Annotated in this window: 14 protein-coding genes and 7 pseudogenes; 9 read left to right on the top strand and 12 right to left on the bottom strand. The window is 58.8% G+C overall.

What is annotated here, in order from left to right; genetic code table 11:
* Window positions 1-61 precede the first annotated feature (61 nt).
* From nifW to AB3X99_RS35865, 6 genes and pseudogenes are all read left to right on the top strand, one after another.
* Window positions 62-400 (top strand): nitrogenase stabilizing/protective protein NifW, encoded by a 339-nt coding sequence (nifW, locus tag AB3X99_RS35890; protein WP_069268345.1) that lies wholly within the window; start codon window positions 62-64, stop codon window positions 398-400.
* A 677-nt stretch (window positions 401-1,077) separates the two neighbouring features.
* Window positions 1,078-1,983, top strand: a pseudogene (locus AB3X99_RS35885) (CoA transferase); the annotation flags it as partial.
* A 77-nt stretch (window positions 1,984-2,060) separates the two neighbouring features.
* Window positions 2,061-2,465: pseudogene (locus tag AB3X99_RS35880) on the top strand (MFS transporter); the annotation flags it as partial.
* A gap of 72 nt (window positions 2,466-2,537) precedes the next feature.
* A pseudogene (locus tag AB3X99_RS35875) lies at window positions 2,538-3,669 on the top strand (amidohydrolase).
* Window positions 3,654-3,842 (top strand): annotated as a pseudogene (locus AB3X99_RS35870) (IS110 family transposase); the annotation flags it as partial. The pseudogenes AB3X99_RS35875 and AB3X99_RS35870, both read left to right, overlap by 16 nt.
* 42 nt (window positions 3,843-3,884) lie before the next feature.
* Window positions 3,885-4,494: pseudogene (locus tag AB3X99_RS35865) on the top strand (IS110 family transposase); the annotation flags it as partial.
* Window positions 4,495-4,722: 228 nt separating this feature from the next.
* On the opposite strand, the gene AB3X99_RS35860 reads toward AB3X99_RS35865, so the two are convergent.
* The 12 genes from AB3X99_RS35860 to AB3X99_RS35805 form a co-directional block, all read right to left on the bottom strand.
* Complete coding sequence (locus AB3X99_RS35860; RefSeq protein WP_342925257.1) at window positions 4,723-5,403, bottom strand: ATP-dependent Clp protease proteolytic subunit; 681 nt, start codon at window positions 5,401-5,403, stop codon at window positions 4,723-4,725.
* A gap of 399 nt (window positions 5,404-5,802) precedes the next feature.
* A complete protein-coding gene (locus tag AB3X99_RS35855) occupies window positions 5,803-6,789 on the bottom strand; it encodes an aromatic/alkene monooxygenase hydroxylase subunit beta (protein ID WP_069268302.1) in 987 nt (328 codons plus the stop codon).
* A 12-nt stretch (window positions 6,790-6,801) separates the two neighbouring features.
* Window positions 6,802-7,116: an MmoB/DmpM family protein gene (locus tag AB3X99_RS35850; RefSeq protein ID WP_368619630.1), complete on the bottom strand. Its 315-nt coding sequence runs from the start codon at window positions 7,114-7,116 to the stop codon at window positions 6,802-6,804.
* Window positions 7,117-7,135: 19 nt separating this feature from the next.
* Complete coding sequence (locus tag AB3X99_RS35845; protein ID WP_069268304.1) at window positions 7,136-7,471, bottom strand: Rieske 2Fe-2S domain-containing protein; 336 nt, start codon at window positions 7,469-7,471, stop codon at window positions 7,136-7,138.
* A gap of 7 nt (window positions 7,472-7,478) precedes the next feature.
* Entirely contained in the window at window positions 7,479-7,739 is a 261-nt protein-coding gene (locus AB3X99_RS35840; protein WP_342925261.1) for a toluene-4-monooxygenase system B family protein, read from the bottom strand.
* Between the two features lie 24 nt (window positions 7,740-7,763).
* Window positions 7,764-9,269: a toluene monooxygenase gene (locus AB3X99_RS35835; protein WP_368619629.1), complete on the bottom strand. Its 1,506-nt coding sequence runs from the start codon at window positions 9,267-9,269 to the stop codon at window positions 7,764-7,766.
* 650 nt (window positions 9,270-9,919) lie between these two features.
* On the bottom strand, window positions 9,920-10,306 hold the full coding sequence (locus AB3X99_RS35830; protein WP_069268307.1) for an ATP-grasp domain-containing protein: 387 nt from the start codon (window positions 10,304-10,306) through the stop codon (window positions 9,920-9,922).
* A 29-nt stretch (window positions 10,307-10,335) separates the two neighbouring features.
* Window positions 10,336-10,596, bottom strand: a complete 261-nt coding sequence (locus AB3X99_RS35825) for a hypothetical protein (protein ID WP_368619628.1) — start codon at window positions 10,594-10,596, stop codon at window positions 10,336-10,338.
* Between the two features lie 324 nt (window positions 10,597-10,920).
* Window positions 10,921-11,637, bottom strand: coding sequence for a hypothetical protein (locus AB3X99_RS35820; protein WP_368619627.1), 717 nt, complete (start codon window positions 11,635-11,637; stop codon window positions 10,921-10,923).
* A 158-nt stretch (window positions 11,638-11,795) separates the two neighbouring features.
* Window positions 11,796-11,996: an EamA family transporter gene (locus tag AB3X99_RS35815; RefSeq protein ID WP_368619626.1), complete on the bottom strand. Its 201-nt coding sequence runs from the start codon at window positions 11,994-11,996 to the stop codon at window positions 11,796-11,798.
* 22 nt (window positions 11,997-12,018) lie between these two features.
* Window positions 12,019-12,270: a hypothetical protein gene (locus AB3X99_RS35810; protein WP_342950270.1), complete on the bottom strand. Its 252-nt coding sequence runs from the start codon at window positions 12,268-12,270 to the stop codon at window positions 12,019-12,021.
* Window positions 12,243-12,746 (bottom strand): hypothetical protein, encoded by a 504-nt coding sequence (locus AB3X99_RS35805; RefSeq protein ID WP_342950269.1) that lies wholly within the window; start codon window positions 12,744-12,746, stop codon window positions 12,243-12,245. The genes AB3X99_RS35810 and AB3X99_RS35805 overlap by 28 nt, the downstream gene beginning before the upstream one ends.
* Window positions 12,747-13,283: 537 nt before the next feature.
* Here AB3X99_RS35805 and AB3X99_RS35800 point away from each other — a divergent pair.
* The 3 genes and pseudogenes from AB3X99_RS35800 to AB3X99_RS35790 all read left to right on the top strand — a co-directional run bounded on the left by AB3X99_RS35800 (window position 13,284) and on the right by AB3X99_RS35790 (window position 17,422).
* A complete protein-coding gene (locus AB3X99_RS35800) occupies window positions 13,284-14,510 on the top strand; it encodes a transposase (RefSeq protein WP_368619625.1) in 1,227 nt (408 codons plus the stop codon).
* 243 nt (window positions 14,511-14,753) lie between these two features.
* Window positions 14,754-16,068, top strand: a pseudogene (locus AB3X99_RS35795) (IS701 family transposase).
* Between the two features lie 187 nt (window positions 16,069-16,255).
* Window positions 16,256-17,422, top strand: a pseudogene (locus tag AB3X99_RS35790) (IS3 family transposase).
* Window positions 17,423-17,455 lie beyond the last annotated feature (33 nt).

Below are 17,455 nucleotides of genomic sequence, written 5' to 3'. Positions count from 1 at the left end.
TAAAACTCGCCGCCTCGCTACGCACGGCTTTGCGGCCAACTTTGTCATGCGGAGCAACAACATGAAAGTACTGATCGATAAACTGCACCGGCTTTCGTCGGCTGAGGACTTCTTCCGATTCTTCGCCATCTCATATGACGACAAGGTGGTGGACGTAAGTCGATTACATATACTAAGGCGTTTCTTCCAGTACATCAGACAGTCGGAGGACCTGTCCGCGGATCACGACGCAACCTTATTCTTGGTTTATCGAAATCTCCTGCTGAAAGCGTACAACGACTTTGTCATTTCCACGCCCGCTGAGCAAAAGGTGTTCAGAGTTCTTCAGGAAGCCGACGGAGAGCGTCATATCTCTCTTGATAGCCTGCGTGAATCCCTGCCGGCTCGGGCTAACAATTGAAGTTGGTGAGCGAGTCATATTGGTGCTTGTCTGAGTCGTCACGATGCGACTCATCGCTTGATGCACGTTGTGACTTCGGTTGACTTGTCTTTTGAACATCTGCCGGGAGTGGTCCATCAGCACTCAAGTCCGGCTGACGAGCGGACAGGAGCGGTTTCGATGCTTTCATTGCCGTCTTCGTCCCCGCACGTCATTTCTGTTGGCGGAACAGCGCTTTACACAACTCATAGCGGAGCTTATGCGTCTGGAACGATGGGTGGAAGAAGGAGTCCTGTGGGCGACAGGGGGCGGCACTCGCCCCTACGGACCAATGCCGCCGTGGCAATCTGCGCTAAGGTCCTCTGCGGGTCCATCTGGGCGCGGCGTGCCCGACATTCCCTTTGATGCAAAGGCGGAAACTGGGGCGCTTATCTACGGCACGGCAATGCCTCGCCGTTTGGCGGAACAAGCTTGGCCTCACCGAGATTCGTCGGGCTCTTCGCTCGCTTGCTGTCAGCCAGTGACAATACATTCGGTTTCCCCGGCGCATCGATATATAAGACTGCGGCCGCTAATCCGCCGGCGTTTCACGATGTAGTCAAAGGTAACCACGGCTTTCTGGGTCACGGGTACCGCGTCGGCCTAGGCTGGGATTATCCGACCGGTTGGGAGTATTGATTTCGCGGGGGGCAGGGATCGGTGCCAGCGAACGTGCCTTGTGCGGCTCCGGATTGGACTTCTTCGGCACGTTCAACGGGAACAGGAAAAGCATTGCGGTCGATGTGAAAGACCCGCGTTGCGTGGAAATCGTCCACAAGCTGCTTGCCGCGGCTGCGGTGTTCAGCGAAAACTTCAAGAGTGGACAAGCTAGGCCTCGGGTATGTCGCGCTTTCCAGGGTCAATCCACGTCTCGTCTATGCGTCGCACAAGGGGTTTCTGCCCGGCCCGTACGATCATCGCACCGCGCTCGACGAAGTCGTGCAAATGATGGGCGGACTCGCTTACATGACGGGGCCCGAGGGCAGACCGCTAAGCGCCGGGACGAGCGTCAACGACATCATGGGCGGTATGTTCGGCGCAATGGCGGCGCTGGCTCAACGCGAAGGCACGGGCCGCGGTCAGGAAGTGCCCTGCGCGTTGTTCGAGAACAATGTGTTCCTCGTAGCCCAGCACATGATGCAGTTTGCCGTGACGGGCCAGGCCGCGGCGCCGATGCCGAACCGCATTTTCGCGTGGGCTGTCTACGACGTGTTTTCGGTCAAGAACGGGGAGCAGATTTTTTGGTGGTGGTCTCCGATACCCAATGGGCACTGTTCTGCGACGCTTTCGGGCTCGCCGAGGTGACTTTGCCGTCCGATGCCAGTGGCGCAGGGCGGCCCATCGAGACGAGGACGCCGCTGCGGCCCTTGACGCTCGGCGGCGAGCGCTTGCAACTGCGCGCGGGACCGCCCTCACTGGGTGAGGACACGCGAGCGCTTCTGATGGGTCTCGAATACAGGCCGGAGGATGTGAGGCAATTGACCGAGTTCGGTGTCCTCAAGTGTGCGTACAGGCAGCCTGGCGATGCGTCGAAGCCTTCGGCGAACGAACTCGCCAGCGCCTGAAGCAGCCACGTAACACGAAAGACACATGGAATCATCGAGCCGCGGAAGCAGGAGAGGCCGCCGCGCGGAGAAACGACATGACATCCATCTCATCAAACATCGCAACGGGCAGCGCGTTCGCGTCCGCTCATGTGCAGTCCGCGGTCAGGAAGGCGGCGTGGCGTTTCATTCCGCTGATCGCGCTTGCGTACTTCTTCAACGACCTGGATCGCACGAGCGTCGGTTTCGCGGCGTTGACGATGAATCGCGATCTTGGTTTGACCGCCACACAGTTCGGGTGGGGCGCGGGCATCATGTTCGCCGGGTACTGCGTGTTCGAGGTTCCGAGCAACCTGGCGTTGTACCGCTTCGGTGGGCCGCGCTGGCTCGCGCGAATCGTGATCACGTGGGGCTTCTTCGCAGCGGCAACAGCGCTGGCCGTGGGCCCAAAGAGCTTTTACGCGATCCGGCTGCTGCTGGGCATCGGCGAGGCCGGCTTCTGGTCTTTCGATCGTGCTGGGTATCACGACCTTGCTGACCTTTTCCCTCTACGCCTTCGGTCGCGGAGATTAAGAATGGAGCCACGTCCCTCGTTCCGACGCCCTCAGGTCCTCGGCGCTCTCGCAACATCGATGTTGTTGCCCGCTATCAGCGCGCGTCTTGCATTTGCAAAAGAGGAAACGCATTCCGTGAGTATAACCAACAACTAGCTGCCCCGTTAGTGCCGACTGGCTCGCCTCCGGTGGCGAAGGGGCGCTCGAACCCGATATGCCGATCATCGACGCGCATCATCACTTTTACGAACGACCGGGCTGGACCTACCTTCTCGACGAGTACCTCGAGGACGCGCGCACGGGTCATAACATCACCGCCTCCGTGTTCATGCAGGCGCTGACACGGTATCGCGCCTCTGGTCCGGAGTCGTTGCGCCCGGTCGGCGAAATCGAATACGTGGCTGGCGTCACCGCGGCGTTGCAAGGCGGCAAGCCACAGGTAGCGAAAGGTATGATCGGCTACGCGGATCTTCGACGGGGCGCGGCGGTGCGCGATGTTCTCGGAGCGGAACTGCACGCCGGCGATGGCCGGTTCTGTGGCATTCGACATCTCGTTACATGGGACGCGGACCAGACACTCGCCAATCCCTTTTCGGCGCCGCCGCGAGGGCTGCTGCTTGACCCCGACTATCGGGCGGGCGTTGCACAGCTGGCTCCGCTGGGCCTGTCGTACGACGCATGGCTATTCTTTCCGCAATTGCCGGAGCTGTTCGACATGGCAAAGGCCTTTCCGGATACACCTTTCATCATCAACCATTGCGGCGGTGTCGTCCGCATCGCGTGCTATGCGAATCAGCGCGTGGAAGTGTTCGATGCCTGGTCCCGTTCGATGCGCATGCTCGCCGGGTTGCCGAATGTTTATGTGAAGCTTGGTGGCCTCGGCATGCGTATGAATGGCTTCGCGTTTGAAAAGGGCGAACGTCCGCCGTCATCGGATGAGCTGGCGCACGCGTGGAAGCCTTGGATGCATACGTGTATCGAAGCGTTCGGTGCGGAGCGCTGCATGTGCGAGAGCAATTTCCCTGTCGATAAGGGATGCCACCCATTCAGAAACGGTTGGAACGCTTTCAGGAAATTGACTGCGCAAGCTGGCGCCGATGAGCGCGAAGCACTGTTCCAGGGAACGGTGAGCAAGGTCTACTGCCTTACGTAGCGCGGCGGATGCCTGCCGCGTGGACGGACACGCTGCGCTAGTAGTGGAACGGATTGAGCGGATTTGATGAGCAAATCGCCCGGATCGAGCGACGTATGCGCGAGTGGAAAAAGGAAGACAGGAATGTCAAGAAGGCATTTCGCGGCGGGCGCGAGTGTGCTGCCTGGACGGGGGACTGGTGCCAAACAGGTACTGTTTCCGGCACGGAAGCTAGCATGCAAGACGATAGCACGTTGTATGTAGGGCGCGACGTTCATAAGGATTCGATCATGGTTGCCTATGCGGTCGGTATGAGCGATGTGGAACTGCTCGGCAAGATCGGCACGTCACAGATGGAAGATGATCGCTTATGCAAACGACTGCAGTTCAAAGCGACGCGCATCCGCATCGTCTACGAAGCAGTTCCACGCGGCTATGGCCTTTGCCGGCGACTGATGCAGAAGGCCTCGACATGTTGTATGTGCACCATCGCTCATCCCGCGCAAACCCGGCGAGCCCGTCAAGACCGACCGGCGTGACGCCATCAAGCTGGTGCGTTCGCTGCGAGCGGGCGATCTGTCCGCGGTGCATGTGCCATGCGGCGGAAGATGAAGCGTGTCGCGATCTGGCCAGTGCTTGGTCATCGGCGCGAGAAGACCTTAAACAGCTGCGATGCGGGCTGAAATCGTTCCTGCTCCAGCATGGTGTGAACTACATTGGACGTGCGGATTGGGGGCCGACACACCGACGCCGCTTGAGCACGCGCAAGTTCGACAGCGGCTGGCGTTCAATGAACACCGCAACACGATCGAGGATCGCCTAGCGCAATGCGAACGGCTGGAAACCGCGTTCCGTGATGGTGGCGATTGTTTCAGTCCGGTCCATCAGCATTTCGCTCTCAAGCGACGCGTCCTACGTGCCTCACTTTATCGCAAACAGCTTGCCGGCGCGCATTTATTCATTGGGGCCACAAGATTGCGGTGCGATCGAGCCGGCATTCGGTCACATGAATGCCGGCGCAAGTTCGATTTGTTTAATGACAAAGCGACCGGAAGCCAGTCCATCCCAGAAAGCTTACTTTGCGCGATCCGTTACATAGTAGGACACCGGTGCATCAATAATCTCATGAGCTATGCCAGTCACCATTCCATTTGCAGAAGCCTCATCTGGACTGAGAACCTTTCTGTTATTTTCACTGTAAATCATTGAATTTATTTCCTTGCCGTTCAGGTTGGTGCAACTTCTGTAGATATCTGAAAGCATTTGCTTGACGGTATCCAAATTTTCCGTGGCAACATTGAGCTGATCCGGCTGAAACCTGTTGCTCAGGTCTATGCTTGGCGGGTGCAGAATAAAGCGTCCCCCAGGAAAGGAGAGGCGATCCTGAGCGCCGCAAAACATCATCGTAGCAGCCGACATCACCGTGGCTAAATTAACTGTTATTACCGGAACCCTCGAACTCTGGATGGCGCGGTAAGTAATATACCCCGCGTCCGTATCTCCACCACCGCTGTCGATGTATAGATAGATCGATTTTAGCTTCGGGTACTTCGCGTTCAACTCGTCCAGCGCCGCTATCAAGTCATTCGCCTTTTGAATTGTAACGGGCCCTGTATAGAATATTTTGCTATTCAATACGTCGTATCTTCGATCCGCTTCCGGGATAACTTTTGAGAGGCAAGCATGGGCCGGCACCCCATAAAGAAAAGATAGCAGCAACGTGCCACGAATAAGAATTTCACAAAGAACTCTCATATTTTTCCTATTTGGAAAGGAAATACTGATTAATTAGCCCGTCGCTTATGTCGGAGCAGACGGACGGATCCTACAAACGATAGACATCGACACGCCCAGGGAAACTTGCCGCTTGGCTCGGGCTCACGCCGCAACATCATTCATTCGGAGCAAGGGCTAGCCGGGATCATCAAGCCACGACACCGATACATTTGCTCGAAGCGTGCCCGCCTCCGTGAGCCCGCTGCCGATGGTCTTGGCTTAGGTAATCGTGCAGATGGGTGCATACAATCGCCGAAGCTGCAAGGATTGTCCTCATGATCTAAAGCTCCGCTCTAGGTGTTGTTACGTTTGACGTTCCCCAAATTGTCGGAGCGGGCGGGCTTCCGACGACACTTCCTTCATTCAAGGCCTATTGACTCACAGTCGGATCGAACGCCGGAATTCGCGCGTGGCTACCTTCGCGCGTGCGCTAGCTCCGCGTGCGTCCGGCAAGACGGCGCACCATGCTGTTATGGCGTCAATGGCAAGCGGCTCCCATTTGTGCACCCACGCACGCAGCACGGCGTGATTGCCTTCCTGTTCGATGGCCATGCGAACGAGCTCCTTGGCCCAACGCCGATGCCGCTCGGTGTCAATGAGCTGCGCATCGGTAAGAAGGCCGAGTAGGATATCGCCGTTTTGGCGCGCCGTGACGCCGAGGCCGCGCAATACGGTCTCTTCCACTGCCGGGCGTACCACGAGATTTAGCGCGACAAAGCATTCAGCCCAGTCCCACGCGGTGAGTGCTTCTTCAACTAGTTTTCGCCAGCCCTGCCAAGGCGGGTCGAGTTCCCAGCGGCGCCGCTCATCGCTGCCGAAGCCGAGGTCCGCAAAAGTCAGGGACAGTTCTTTGGTGCGATACGCGGTGTGCGTGAGCCAGCGCAGAGAGTCAGCGGTCTGGTATGCGGCACAGTTGGAGATCGTGGAAGCGGGGGCCATCTGGACCAGATACGCTGAGCCCATCTGCAGCGCATGAAACAGGAAGCGAGCGGGGGTATAGACGCGTGCGAGCGAGGCCGCCCATGGCCGGGCGAGTTGGGCGTCGTGACCGCGCGTGGAGAACTGGTCGAGGAGACCATATACGTAAGTTTCCTGACCATCCTGCAGCAGGTTGTACGTGCGATAGACGATCTGGTCTGGATCACGAAATGCGTTCCAGTCGGGATGTCGCAGCGGCGAGGCGTTGCGGTTGCGCTTGAACCATTGCGCCATTTCGAAGTTAGGGTCCAGTTCGAAGGGGGCGTCGGGGTTGTCGGTGGTATAGTGCAAGTTCGTCGAGACGATCTCATACTCGCTTGGCTTGCGCCGCCGCGCGGCTAGATGGCTCCATGTTTTCAGCGGCTTGAGGACTTCGGGCTCAGTCATGCTCGTCTCCGGTTAAAGCGTTTTCTCGTAGTAAAACCGCACGTAGCATTCGGTTGTTTCGATGCGGCCTGAAAACGAGCTGAGGCTGACTTCCAGCTCGCACATCATGAACGGTCGGCCAAGCGTTTCCTCAAGCGTGGAGCGGCGGAGGATCAGTTCGCCATCCGTATCGATGCGCACATACGCGAATTTGTCGTCCACGCGGATCGTCTTGCCGGGGTTGTCTTCGTGCGCGGCTTCGATGACGCCCGCCGTAATGCTGCCCGCACGAAGCACGGGACCCACGCGGTTGTTGCGGTAAGCCAAGGCGGTGGTTTCGGTGGTCATGATCGGTTCTCTGTGACGTTCAGGAATGGGCAAAGAGGGTTTCAACGCTGCCCACCGCAACGAGAACGTCTTCGCCCTCGATCTTTGCGGGGTATTCGCGAAGCCGGGAGTCGCCAGGATTGATTCCTTTGCCGGTATTCACGTCGAAGGTCCATTGATGCGCGCGGCACATCAGCACGCGGCCGTCGAACTTTCCTTCCCCGAGCGGAATCGCCTGATGCGGACAAGCGCCCCGAAAGGCGTGCGGCTCGCCGCCTTCTGAGTTCACCACCACAATCACGCGGCCATCCACCTCCGCTTCGATCATCTCGCCTGCCCAAAGGTCGTCGAGCGTGCAGACTTTCTGGTACTTCATTTCGACCTCATTCGTCGCAAAAGATGAATTCGAGCGTTTCCATCGGCTTGATATCCGTCTCGCCGAGCTTTGCGTCGCGCGCGTAGAACTGCCCGGCGCCCTGGCGCCGCACGCGCACAACCTTGTCAGGCCGTGGGATGACGCGTCGGCCCACGGAATGGAACGCGGCGGCGGCCGCAACTTCATCCATCGTATTGCCGGTATCCACCGGCAACAGCTGCAATACGAAGTCGTATTGAAAATTTGAGATCACATGGAAGAGTGCCATGTCGTCCTCGTTTGCGTGGCAGCCTCAGGCGGCTTGTTTTGTTGTCACGGGTCCTCGGTACGATTCGACCCATGCATACTGGTGCGCGTCGTCGCCCATTTCGCCCGGCGCGAGCCCCATGTAGTTCAACGCGCCCAACAGGTCGGGTGGCTGGATATGACCGGCGAGGAGGCGATCGACGAGCGTGAGGTGATCGCGGTAACGAACCGGGTCCTGCTGGAAGACCCAGCGGTCGATTTCCGAATTGAAGTGATACCTGCGGCCGTTATGGTCTAGAGGGTAGTCCTTCACGTTCCAGCCATCGCCCGGAATGGCGCAAATGGGCAACTGGCTCATGTTGCAGAGGACAGGCAGCGTTTCGGGCATCGTAAGTTCCCGGCGGCCGAGGAGCAGGTTTTCGATAATGACGTCCCATACCTTGCCGAACGAGTTGTTCCAGCCGGGATATTTTTCTTCCAGCCAGTCGCGGCATTCGGGCGTCACGCCAGCTGCGGGGTCCCACCAAACCGTGGGACGCCAAAACCAGATGCCTAGCTGATAGGCGTGGTGCTGGTAATCGAATTCATTGATCAACTGGTCCCAGTACCAGGGCAAATCGAGGCCGAGATCGATGAGTGTCCGCTCAAACTGACTGACGATCCACTCGCGCGCGAATTCCTTGAACGACTGGTTGCGGTGCTCGATCGGCGTGGCGTAGTCCATCGACGATCCCGTGAGCAGACAGAACAGGCGCCATGTCCGTGCGATTGCGACATCCACGAGCTTCTGGGCCTCCGTCTTACGGCCGTTTGCAATCAGAATGTGCAGCGCCGGGCCGCCGATTTGCGCATGTCGCGATTCGTCCGTTTGAATGCTGGAGATCAGGCTTGCGAAAGTGAAATCGCCGACGTTGACTGCGTCGGCTGCCAGACCGAGGAACTGTACATTGGTGAAGCCCGTTTCGAACGCGAAGGTGAGCATAACCGCGATCTCGATCGCGCTGCGGGACATAAAAAGGTCGTCAAATGTGTTGCGGGCGGCAATTGCACCCCACTGGTTCGTGTGACAGGCCTTGTGCGCCCAGTCAAACTGCCTGTCTTTTGCACAGTAGTCGTGAGGGAAGTAGAGCTGCAACTGCCCGTGACGGTTTTCGTCGAGCATGCCGAAGGTGGCCATGTTGCGCATCCCTGGTGCACGGCCGAAGCGAACCATGCGTGCTTCGGCGCTCATTGCCGCATACTCGCCGAGTGCAATGGCGCCGTAATGGGCCTTAAGGATGGAAAGCCAGCCTGGATCGGTATCCTCGAAGCTGCGGCAGCAATTCAGGGCTGCCTTCACAGCATAGGCACCAGCGTCTTTTTCGCGCTGGATACGGACGTACTCGGGATACGACGTCTTGTACGGCTCGTCGTAGCTCTCCCATTGGACCATCGGAATACCTTGTGCGCCAGACATGATGTCGGGAAAGAGATCCGAATCCGACACGTAGGACGGGGTCCAATTGTTGGCGCGGGCGATGTCGTACCAGTCGACGCGTTCCAATAACGCCATGGTCAAGTCTCCTTCGTAAGTCGCGATTTGGTTTGCCGGAGCACTATTGCATCCGCCGGGCGGGTTACCTCAGAGCAAAATCGGTGCCAATGTGCCGACCTGATTGCATCGGCGAGGAAGAAGTCCCGGGAAAGGGAGATCGAAGATATACGCGCCCGTTGCCGGGGGGCGATCCGAATGCGCTAGTTTCCACGGGCGAGGAGTTAGAAAACCAGCAACGCGGGCAAGCGCGAAAGCTGCCGCGTGACACAAGGCCGGTACCAGGTCTTTTTTCGCAGGACCGAATCCACTCGGCATTAACTGAGAGTGCGTCCCGGGTCCTTCTCGTCGAGGGATTGTTCTGTCTGCCGGCATAACCACAGACCCAAGCCCCCGATCCTTGATTCCGAATGAGTTAGCGCGTCTGCCGCGACCTGAATGCACTAGGCGGGAATGTCTGGATTGTTATATAGATAACGCGCAATGTGGCACTTCTTCGACAAAAACTCGGACAACGTTAAAGCGAACTGTCGCGGTCAACTGATTCCGGGGAAGAAGGGTCTTTCGGTGACGGTGTTGCCTTGTAGGCGGTGGGCAACAGGCGAGCCAGCGTGGAGTGCAAGCACGGGAATGTTCGAGAAGACGAATACTGGTAGCTATTGCGCCGGGCCTCATTGTGGTTTCTGAGCTGCAATGCGGAGCTCTGACATGGGGAGGCGTTCAGCGACTACAGGCAGCCGTGTATCCAATAAGAACATCGGCAGTACTGGTCTGCGCGTAGCGTTGACAGTAATCGAGATTGACTTAGCTAGCTCAACGAGCCGATAGATCCGGTCGCCACCGAGCCGCACGGCGATTTCGATCAGCGTGGGACCGTCGCGCGTCATGCGCACTTCCGCATGAAACACGCCCAGCGTCAAGCCGATCTGTCTCGCCACCGTTTCGACATACGCGCTCAGCCGAGCTGGGTCGCGCTCGTCGAGCGTAGCGTCGACCACATGTCCCATCTCGACGAAGTACGGCTCGGGCCCGAGGATCTTTTCGGTAACGGCAAGCACGCGCGGACCGAGTGGACCGACGTAGCCTTCTACGCTGTACTCGGGGCCGTCGAGATACTTTCAAGCATCATCGCTTGACCGACTTCGCGGCCCATGTCCGGCACAGATCGATTCGCAACGCTGCGGATTATCGCGTGCAACGGCGCGAGGGAATCGACGCGGCGCACCAGTAGGCTGCCGCAACCATCGACCGCCTTCACTATGGCAGGAAATCCGACGTGCGCCGCCGCGCGGGCGACGTCGCCACGCTTCGCGATCGACGCGAAACGCGGGACGGCGAGCCCGGACATGCTAAGTCGCCGACGGCAACGGTATTTGTCGCGTTGTGAGCGCGGCCGCTTCGGGCGCTAGATGAGGTAAGCCCAATTGTGCGGCCGTCTGCGCGACGATGTCGACCGCGTACTCAAAGCCGGCAACGAGCGCGTCGATGCCTCCGACTGTCCGCACCGCCGCAGCGACGTCATCAGCCGAGCCAGTGTCGACACTCGTCAGCGACGCGACGGTCCGTAGGTGCGTTGGCGGCACGATGCGAGTATCTGCGCAGAACGCGTGTACCGGATGCCCGAGCCGCTGCGCTGCAGCGACCGGCGCGGTGCCCGATGAGACGGGCTCTACTACGACAGTAGCCATGATGCGCTCCTCATGCGACGACCACCTCCGACTGGCGCCCGGTTTCTGCCTTCAGTTCGTCGAAGTAATCGCCGACCAAGCAAGTTGCGCAGATGCATTTCGGCCTTGTCGATGCCACCCCATCCGTCGATCGCCCGCTGGAGGGAGGCGCACATCAGACCGTCGCGGTCGCGCGGTTTGTCGTATTGGATATGGCCAAGTGAACCCTTAACGGTGTGGTGGCCGAAGGCTCGACCCGCAGCCTCGGTGATCGTCTTATTGTAGCGGCCCGAATACCATTCGACGAACCAGTTCCACACCATCGTCGGCAACGGGCCATCGCGTTCGATGCTGAGATACAAGTAATTGATCAGCTTGCTGGTCGAGTGGAGCGGCTGAATGGTGTCAATCCGTTCGGCGGTGAGGCCAAATTTTTTGATGTCGCGCAGAAAGAGTCCTTCGTGGCCGTATTGCTCGGCGAGGTATTGCGAGAGGATCTGCGCGAGTTGATTGTCCTTGAAGCCAATCTTGTAGAGCGCGAATGCATCGATTTCATTGTTCAGGCGGATGCGCAGCACTGTCTCGACGAGATGCCGCCGATAGTATTCGCGGTCGATCCGTTCGCCGCGGTGAAACGCGGCGGTGTCGGGCGAGGCGGAAAAGAGCGCCTGCATTTCACAGTCTGCAACCGGTTCGAAACGGGCACGATCTTGGTGGGCCATTTTCAGTCTCCAGTAAAACTACATGAAGGGAAACAGCATCGCGAGCGCGACACATACAACGACGAAGCGAACCATCCCTAGTTAGTGTCTCGGCAACATTCGAAGACTTGGAAAAAAATGCAGTGCGAGACGACGATCCAATTGCCGGCAACACTGGCCTATTTTTGGCGACAGCAGGCTGTACTGGCGCAGACCACGAGCAACGTGCCGATGCTTTGCAAGCCCGTCATAGGCTGACCGAAGACGATAAAACCGATTGCGGCGGCAATGGCGGGTTCGACGCTCATCAGAATGCCGAACGCGGACGCCGTCATGCGCCGCAGCGCGAACATTTCGAGTACGTAGGGCAGGAGCGGCACGAGTACCGCGAGATATGCGGCGTCAATCAGTTGAGCGGCGGGGCAGATGGCCACCGCTTTGCGCAAGACCAAACGGCGTGGTGACAAGGGCCGCGACGATCAGCGACATTGAGAGCCCCTGCAGGCCATCGAACAGCGTGCCGACTCGTTTCATCATCACGATGTAGGTTGCGCAGCCGAGCGCAGCCCCAATCGGAAAGACCAGCGCGGCGAGCGAGGTGGTCCATATGCCGCCCTGCCGCGCAATCAGGACGACGCCGACCATCGCCACCATGGGCCACACCACACTAGCATCCGGAATTTGCGGATGCCGGCCATCGCGACGAAGAGGGGGCCAATGAAGCTGATGGCGACTCCGAGACCAAGGGGCACGCGTTGCACGGCTTCGAAGTAGCACAGCATCATGCCGGCCATGGCGCTACCGAGAACGAGAGCGGCGATCCAGCGCTGTCGGGAGTAGGCATGGAGCGGCGGTCGCATCGCGATCGCGAGTACCAATCCCGCGAAACAAAGACGCAGCCAAGTCGTGCTGAGCGTACCGTATCGGATCATCACGGGTCGCGACAATGCAGCACCAAGCTGCACGCTGCTGCACATCGATGCGATAGCCATGGCAGGCGCGAGCACGCTGGAAAAACGTTGCGAAGACGGCTCAGAACCAAGGGCGTTAGCATCAAACGCATCGCCGTTAACTGGCTCAAGCCCGGTGTCGATACGATTCGCTTGGACGGCATCTAAATCTTCGCTCATACTCGGCTTCGTGGCAACGACGGGAGAATCCTAACAGCGCAGATCCGCTTCGTATGAGCCATTAATATTTTTGAGCGCATCAATCATATCGATGATTCGCGATCCAGAAAAAGCTTGTTCTGCAGGTAAATGGTTTTGTCGCGGTAAGATCGGAGCGCTAGAATGCACGTCTTGTGAAGTGACGGAACCGACCGCACGCTTCTCGGCAGGAGTGGGCTTGCGCGGGAGCGCCCGGTAACAAATCGACACAAACCCAACCGACGCAGCGACTCTTTGGAAAGGCATCCCGCGCATCAGTGAGGTGTATTTCAACAGCCTGCTAGATACTAGGGAAGGGCCGCGGAAGTAAGCCTCCTGGAGTAAAACGAGGATTCCGACACCCGTTTTCCGAGGTGGTACGCAAATGAATGCGCCTCGCACGGCCCTTCATGGGCAGGATACAACCATCACCGGATCGCTGTACGTCGCCTTTGAACTGGGTGACAAGAACTGGAAGCTCTCGCTGGGCGATGGAGTGCACTCCCGAGCCGCTGCACAGTGGCCGCTGGCGATACGGCCGCGGTCTTTACGGCGATTTCAAAAGCCAAAGCGCGCTGTCATCTGACCATCGATGCCCCGGTGCGCAGCTGTTATGAAGCCGGGCGTGACGGCTTCTGGCTTCGCCGCTGCCTGGAAGCACATCAGATCACGAACCTGGTGGTGGATTCAGCCAGTATCGAAGTGAACCGGCGCAGACGTCGCGTCAAGACCGACCGTCTCGACAGCGACAAGCTTCTGTCGATGCTGATGCGTTACTACGGTGGTGAGCGCCGGGCTTGGGCGGTCGCACGTATCCCCACCCCCGAACAGGAAGATGAGCGGCGGGTACACCGTGAACTCGCTCGCCTGAGGCAGGAGCGCACTGCCCATAGCAACCGCATCCGCTCGCTGCTGTACTCCACAACCTGCGGCCCGAGCGAATCGGTGGCCGCGCGTGGGCGCACTGGTGGACGCAGCACACTGCACAGCTGTTGCCTGCCCTGCGCTCCGAGATCGAACGCGAATTCGAACGGCTGTTGCTCGCTGCCAGGCCAGATCAGGGCGCTCGAGGTACAGCAGCAGCGCGAAGTGCGCAGCGGTGCGCAACCCGCGATTGCGCGGCTCGCGCTCCTTGCGGGTATCGGCACCGGCAGTGCCTGGGTCCTGATCAGGGAACTGTTTGGTTGGCGGCAGTTTCACAACCGCCGTGAAGTGGCCGGCTGCCTGGGCTTAGCCCCGACGCCCTATGCCAGCGGCACCAGTGAAGTTGAGCAGGGCATCAGCAAGATCGGCAACAAGCGAGCGCGATGGCTGATGGTGGAACTGGTTGCGCTTCCAGCCCAGCAGCCAGCTAAGCGATTGGTTCAACGAGCGCTTTGCAGGCGGCGACAAGCGTATGCGACGCATCGGCATTGTGGCACTTGCCAGACGTCTGGCGGTCGCGCTATGGCGCATTCGGCGAGATTCCCCTCGGGGCAACCCTCAAGCCCCTGCGAAGAAGGTGACAGCGACCTGAGTAGCCAACGTCGAGCGGCAGCAGCGTTTGAAGGTTCGGCGCGCCCGGACAGTAAGCGGGTCACCTTCGCAGGTGACCGTAGTTCTAGATGGGGCGCGTCCATAAGGGGCGGTTCCAGCGCCTTGCGCATGCGGTATGTGGTGCCCGGTCTCGTGCCGGAACGGATAGAAGTTGGTCCGGTCAAGTGCCCGGACTTCAGACACCCCGACCTCACTACTGTTCTCGCTTGATATGGAGGATTGCAAAACATCTGATCGAGCAGGTTGTCCACGGCCAGCGTCGTGGTCGTAACAGACGACCCCGCCGGCCGGCCGTGGATAACCACCTGTCGCGCTCGGGAGATAACTGACGGGAAAACGGATCGCGAAAGGGCTTGACTTCCATTGCACCATAGAAGTCTTACTGTGTCACAAAATCTGTTTGCGGCAAAGCGATACCTGGTCGCATTGAATACTATAGACTTCGGGCGATCGATGAGAGAAGATGTCGACGAATTTGAGACATATCCGAATCATCTTGGGCAGGCGTTAGGGCATGCCGATCGCCATGCCGGCCTCAGCGGCTACTGTTCGGGCTTGGTTTTGCCCCTGTCGCGCAAGAGTGTCGAGCCAATGGCCGCGCACATTGACCCACTTCACGCGAGTGCGAAGCACTAGTCTCTCCACCACTTTGTAGCCAGGGCAGACTGGTCTGACCGTGCGGTCTTGCAGCGGGTACGAGAATGGGTGATGCCTGCGTTAGACGCACACGCAGCCGAAGAGAACGGTTATTACTGGATTATTGACGACACCGGTTTTCCAAAGAAGGGACGTCATTCGGTCGAGGTGGCACGTCAGTACGGCGGGCAGCTCGGAAAGCAGGACAACTGTCAGGTCGCCGTAAGCCTGTCGATCGCGACGCAACGCGGCAGTCTGCTGATTGCCTGGCAGCTGTATGTCCCCAAGGAATGGATTGACGACCGTGAACGAGCGCGTTATGCCGGCACTCCCGACGATCTCACCTTCGAGACGAAACCACAGATTGCGCTGGCCCAACTTCGAGAGGCTATAGCATCCGGCATTGCACCGGGCATTGTGCTCGCAGATGCCGGGTACGGCGATAAAACCGCTTTTCGGGAAAGCATAACTGAACTGGGTTTGTTGTATGCGGTAGGGATCCGGCCTGGCACTTCAGTGTGGGCGCCCGGTATGGAGCCGCTTCCGCCCAAGCCCTGGAGCGGGCGCGGCAAGCCGCCGACATTGTTGCGCCGTGCGCCCGGCCACGAGCCGATCGCCGTGAAGGAGCTGGACATGCAATTACCCGTGAACGCCTGGCAATCCGTAACCTGGCGGGAAGGCAGCAACGCAGCACTATCCTCACGCTTTGCCGCCGTACGGGTTCGTCCCGCACATCGCGACTATTGGCGAAGCGCCGTCCGCGACGAAGAATGGCTGCTCATCGAATGGCCCGATGGCAAAACGGAGCCGCTCAAATACTTTCTCGCTACCGCCCCCGAGGAAGCGACACTTGAGCAGCTTGTGTTCGTGACCAAGATGCGCTGGCGCATCGAGCGCGACTATCAGGACCTGAAACAGGAATTTGGGCTCGGTCATCATGAAGGGAGGGGCTGGCGTGGCTTTCACCACCACGCCACACTGAGTATCGCCTCGTATGCGTTTCTGATGGCTCAGCGACTCCGAATGCGACCAGATGGACGCGATAAAAAACTTCCTTGAACGCGCGCTGCCTGCCCTTCCTCCGGATTACATCCCGCGGGGCAGTCCAGCGCGCTCAACGCCACATTCCTGATTCCATCACTACGTTGCGCATCCTGCTTGGACAAAGACTCATGCAACGATGGCTCTCTTCCTGCGCGGCAATAGAGCGCGCAACTAATTATGTGACACAGTAAGACATAAGGATATATGAGCTTCCCCAGAATTTTCGCCTTCCAGTAGGTCATGTGTAAACTCGACCCGAAGGAAGGAAAGAATCGATGTTCAAGGTACCAAAGCAGGCATACACCGCTGAGTTCAGGACGATCGCGGTAAAGCGAGTGAAGGACGGGCAAAGCGCGCGGGATGTTGCTCGTGAACTGGGGATTTCCCACCAGTCGCTGCGCAACTGGGTCAAGGCCGATGAGGCAGGCACACTCAATGTCCCGGGGACAAAGGCTGCCACGCCGGAACAGATGGAGTTCTCACGCCTGGGGGCTGAGGACAAGCGTCTGCAGATGGAACTTGAAATCGGAAAAAAAAGCGGCGGCGTTGTTCGTGAAGGACCTCCTGTGAAGTATGCCCGGATTGATTCGCATCGCCGGCACTATCCGCTGTCGGCGCTGTGCGGGTCCTGTCGGTATCGGACGTGGATGCGCGGCGGCACGCCCGGGCGCGAGCGTCTCACAGAGGCCCAGTTGCTCGCCCTGATCCAGTCTATCCACGCCGCGGTCAAGAACGCCTATGGCTCACCACGGATGACCGAGGAAGTTTGCGCACGCGGCTTTCCGGCCTGCAAGGAGCGGGTCGAGCGGCTCATGCGCGAGAACGGCATGCGGGCTCGGCACAAGCGACGTTACCCTGTCACGACGAACTCGAAGCACAAGCTCCCGGTCGCGGAAAATCTGCTGGGGCGCGATTTTCACGCCGACAGCGCCGAATCAGGTCTATACATCGGACATCACGTACATCTAGACCGATGAGGGCTGGCTGTATCTTGCGATCGTGCTGGACCTGTTTAAGCGGGAAGTTGTCAGCTGATCGATCAAGCCGCGCATGACGGCTGACATCGTGACGGACGCGCTGACAATGGCATGGTTCCGACGCCAGCCCGAGCCCGGCGCGCTGCACCATTCGGACAGGGGTGGCGAATATGCCAGCGACGACTTCCAGCGCAAGCTGGCGCAATACGGTATGTGCTGCTCGATGAGCCGCAAGGGAAACTGTTGGGACACGCCCCGACGGAGAGCTTCTTCAACAGCCTGAAGAACGAACGGGGGCATGCTACGCGATACCGTACCCATCAGGAAGCGATGGTGGACCTGTTCGGATACTTTGAAGTGTTTTACAACCGCGGTCGTCCTCATTCGTCGCTCGGCTTTGTATCGCCGGTTCAGTTGCTGCAAGACTGCATCAAAGCTCAGCAGGCCAAGGATGTGGCCGCGTAACCAGAAAACTCTGGAAGGCGAAAAACCGAGGGA

Origin of the sequence: Paraburkholderia sp. BR10882 (assembly GCF_040948855.1) — a bacterium.
Taxonomy (GTDB): Bacteria; Pseudomonadota; Gammaproteobacteria; order Burkholderiales; family Burkholderiaceae; genus Paraburkholderia; species Paraburkholderia nodosa_A.
The sequence above is the reverse complement of the archived record's forward strand: the minus strand, read 5'-3'. Positions and strand labels throughout refer to the sequence as shown.

What these genes read in the sequence shown, in the direction of transcription:
- nifW (WP_069268345.1), top strand. Translation starts at nt 62, where the DNA reads ATGAAAGTACTGATCGATAAACTGCACCGGCTTTCGTCGGCTGAGGAC.
- AB3X99_RS35860 (WP_342925257.1), bottom strand. Translation starts at nt 5,403, where the DNA reads ATGAGAGTTCTTTGTGAAATTCTTATTCGTGGCACGTTGCTGCTATCT.
- AB3X99_RS35855 (WP_069268302.1), bottom strand. Translation starts at nt 6,789, where the DNA reads ATGACTGAGCCCGAAGTCCTCAAGCCGCTGAAAACATGGAGCCATCTA.
- AB3X99_RS35850 (WP_368619630.1), bottom strand. Translation starts at nt 7,116, where the DNA reads ATGACCACCGAAACCACCGCCTTGGCTTACCGCAACAACCGCGTGGGT.
- AB3X99_RS35845 (WP_069268304.1), bottom strand. Translation starts at nt 7,471, where the DNA reads ATGAAGTACCAGAAAGTCTGCACGCTCGACGACCTTTGGGCAGGCGAG.
- AB3X99_RS35840 (WP_342925261.1), bottom strand. Translation starts at nt 7,739, where the DNA reads ATGGCACTCTTCCATGTGATCTCAAATTTTCAATACGACTTCGTATTG.
- AB3X99_RS35835 (WP_368619629.1), bottom strand. Translation starts at nt 9,269, where the DNA reads ATGGCGTTATTGGAACGCGTCGACTGGTACGACATCGCCCGCGCCAAC.
- AB3X99_RS35825 (WP_368619628.1), bottom strand. Translation starts at nt 10,596, where the DNA reads ATGTCCGGGCTCGCCGTCCCGCGTTTCGCGTCGATCGCGAAGCGTGGC.
- AB3X99_RS35820 (WP_368619627.1), bottom strand. Translation starts at nt 11,637, where the DNA reads ATGGCCCACCAAGATCGTGCCCGTTTCGAACCGGTTGCAGACTGTGAA.
- AB3X99_RS35810 (WP_342950270.1), bottom strand. Translation starts at nt 12,270, where the DNA reads ATGGTGGCGATGGTCGGCGTCGTCCTGATTGCGCGGCAGGGCGGCATA.
- AB3X99_RS35805 (WP_342950269.1), bottom strand. Translation starts at nt 12,746, where the DNA reads ATGAGCGAAGATTTAGATGCCGTCCAAGCGAATCGTATCGACACCGGG.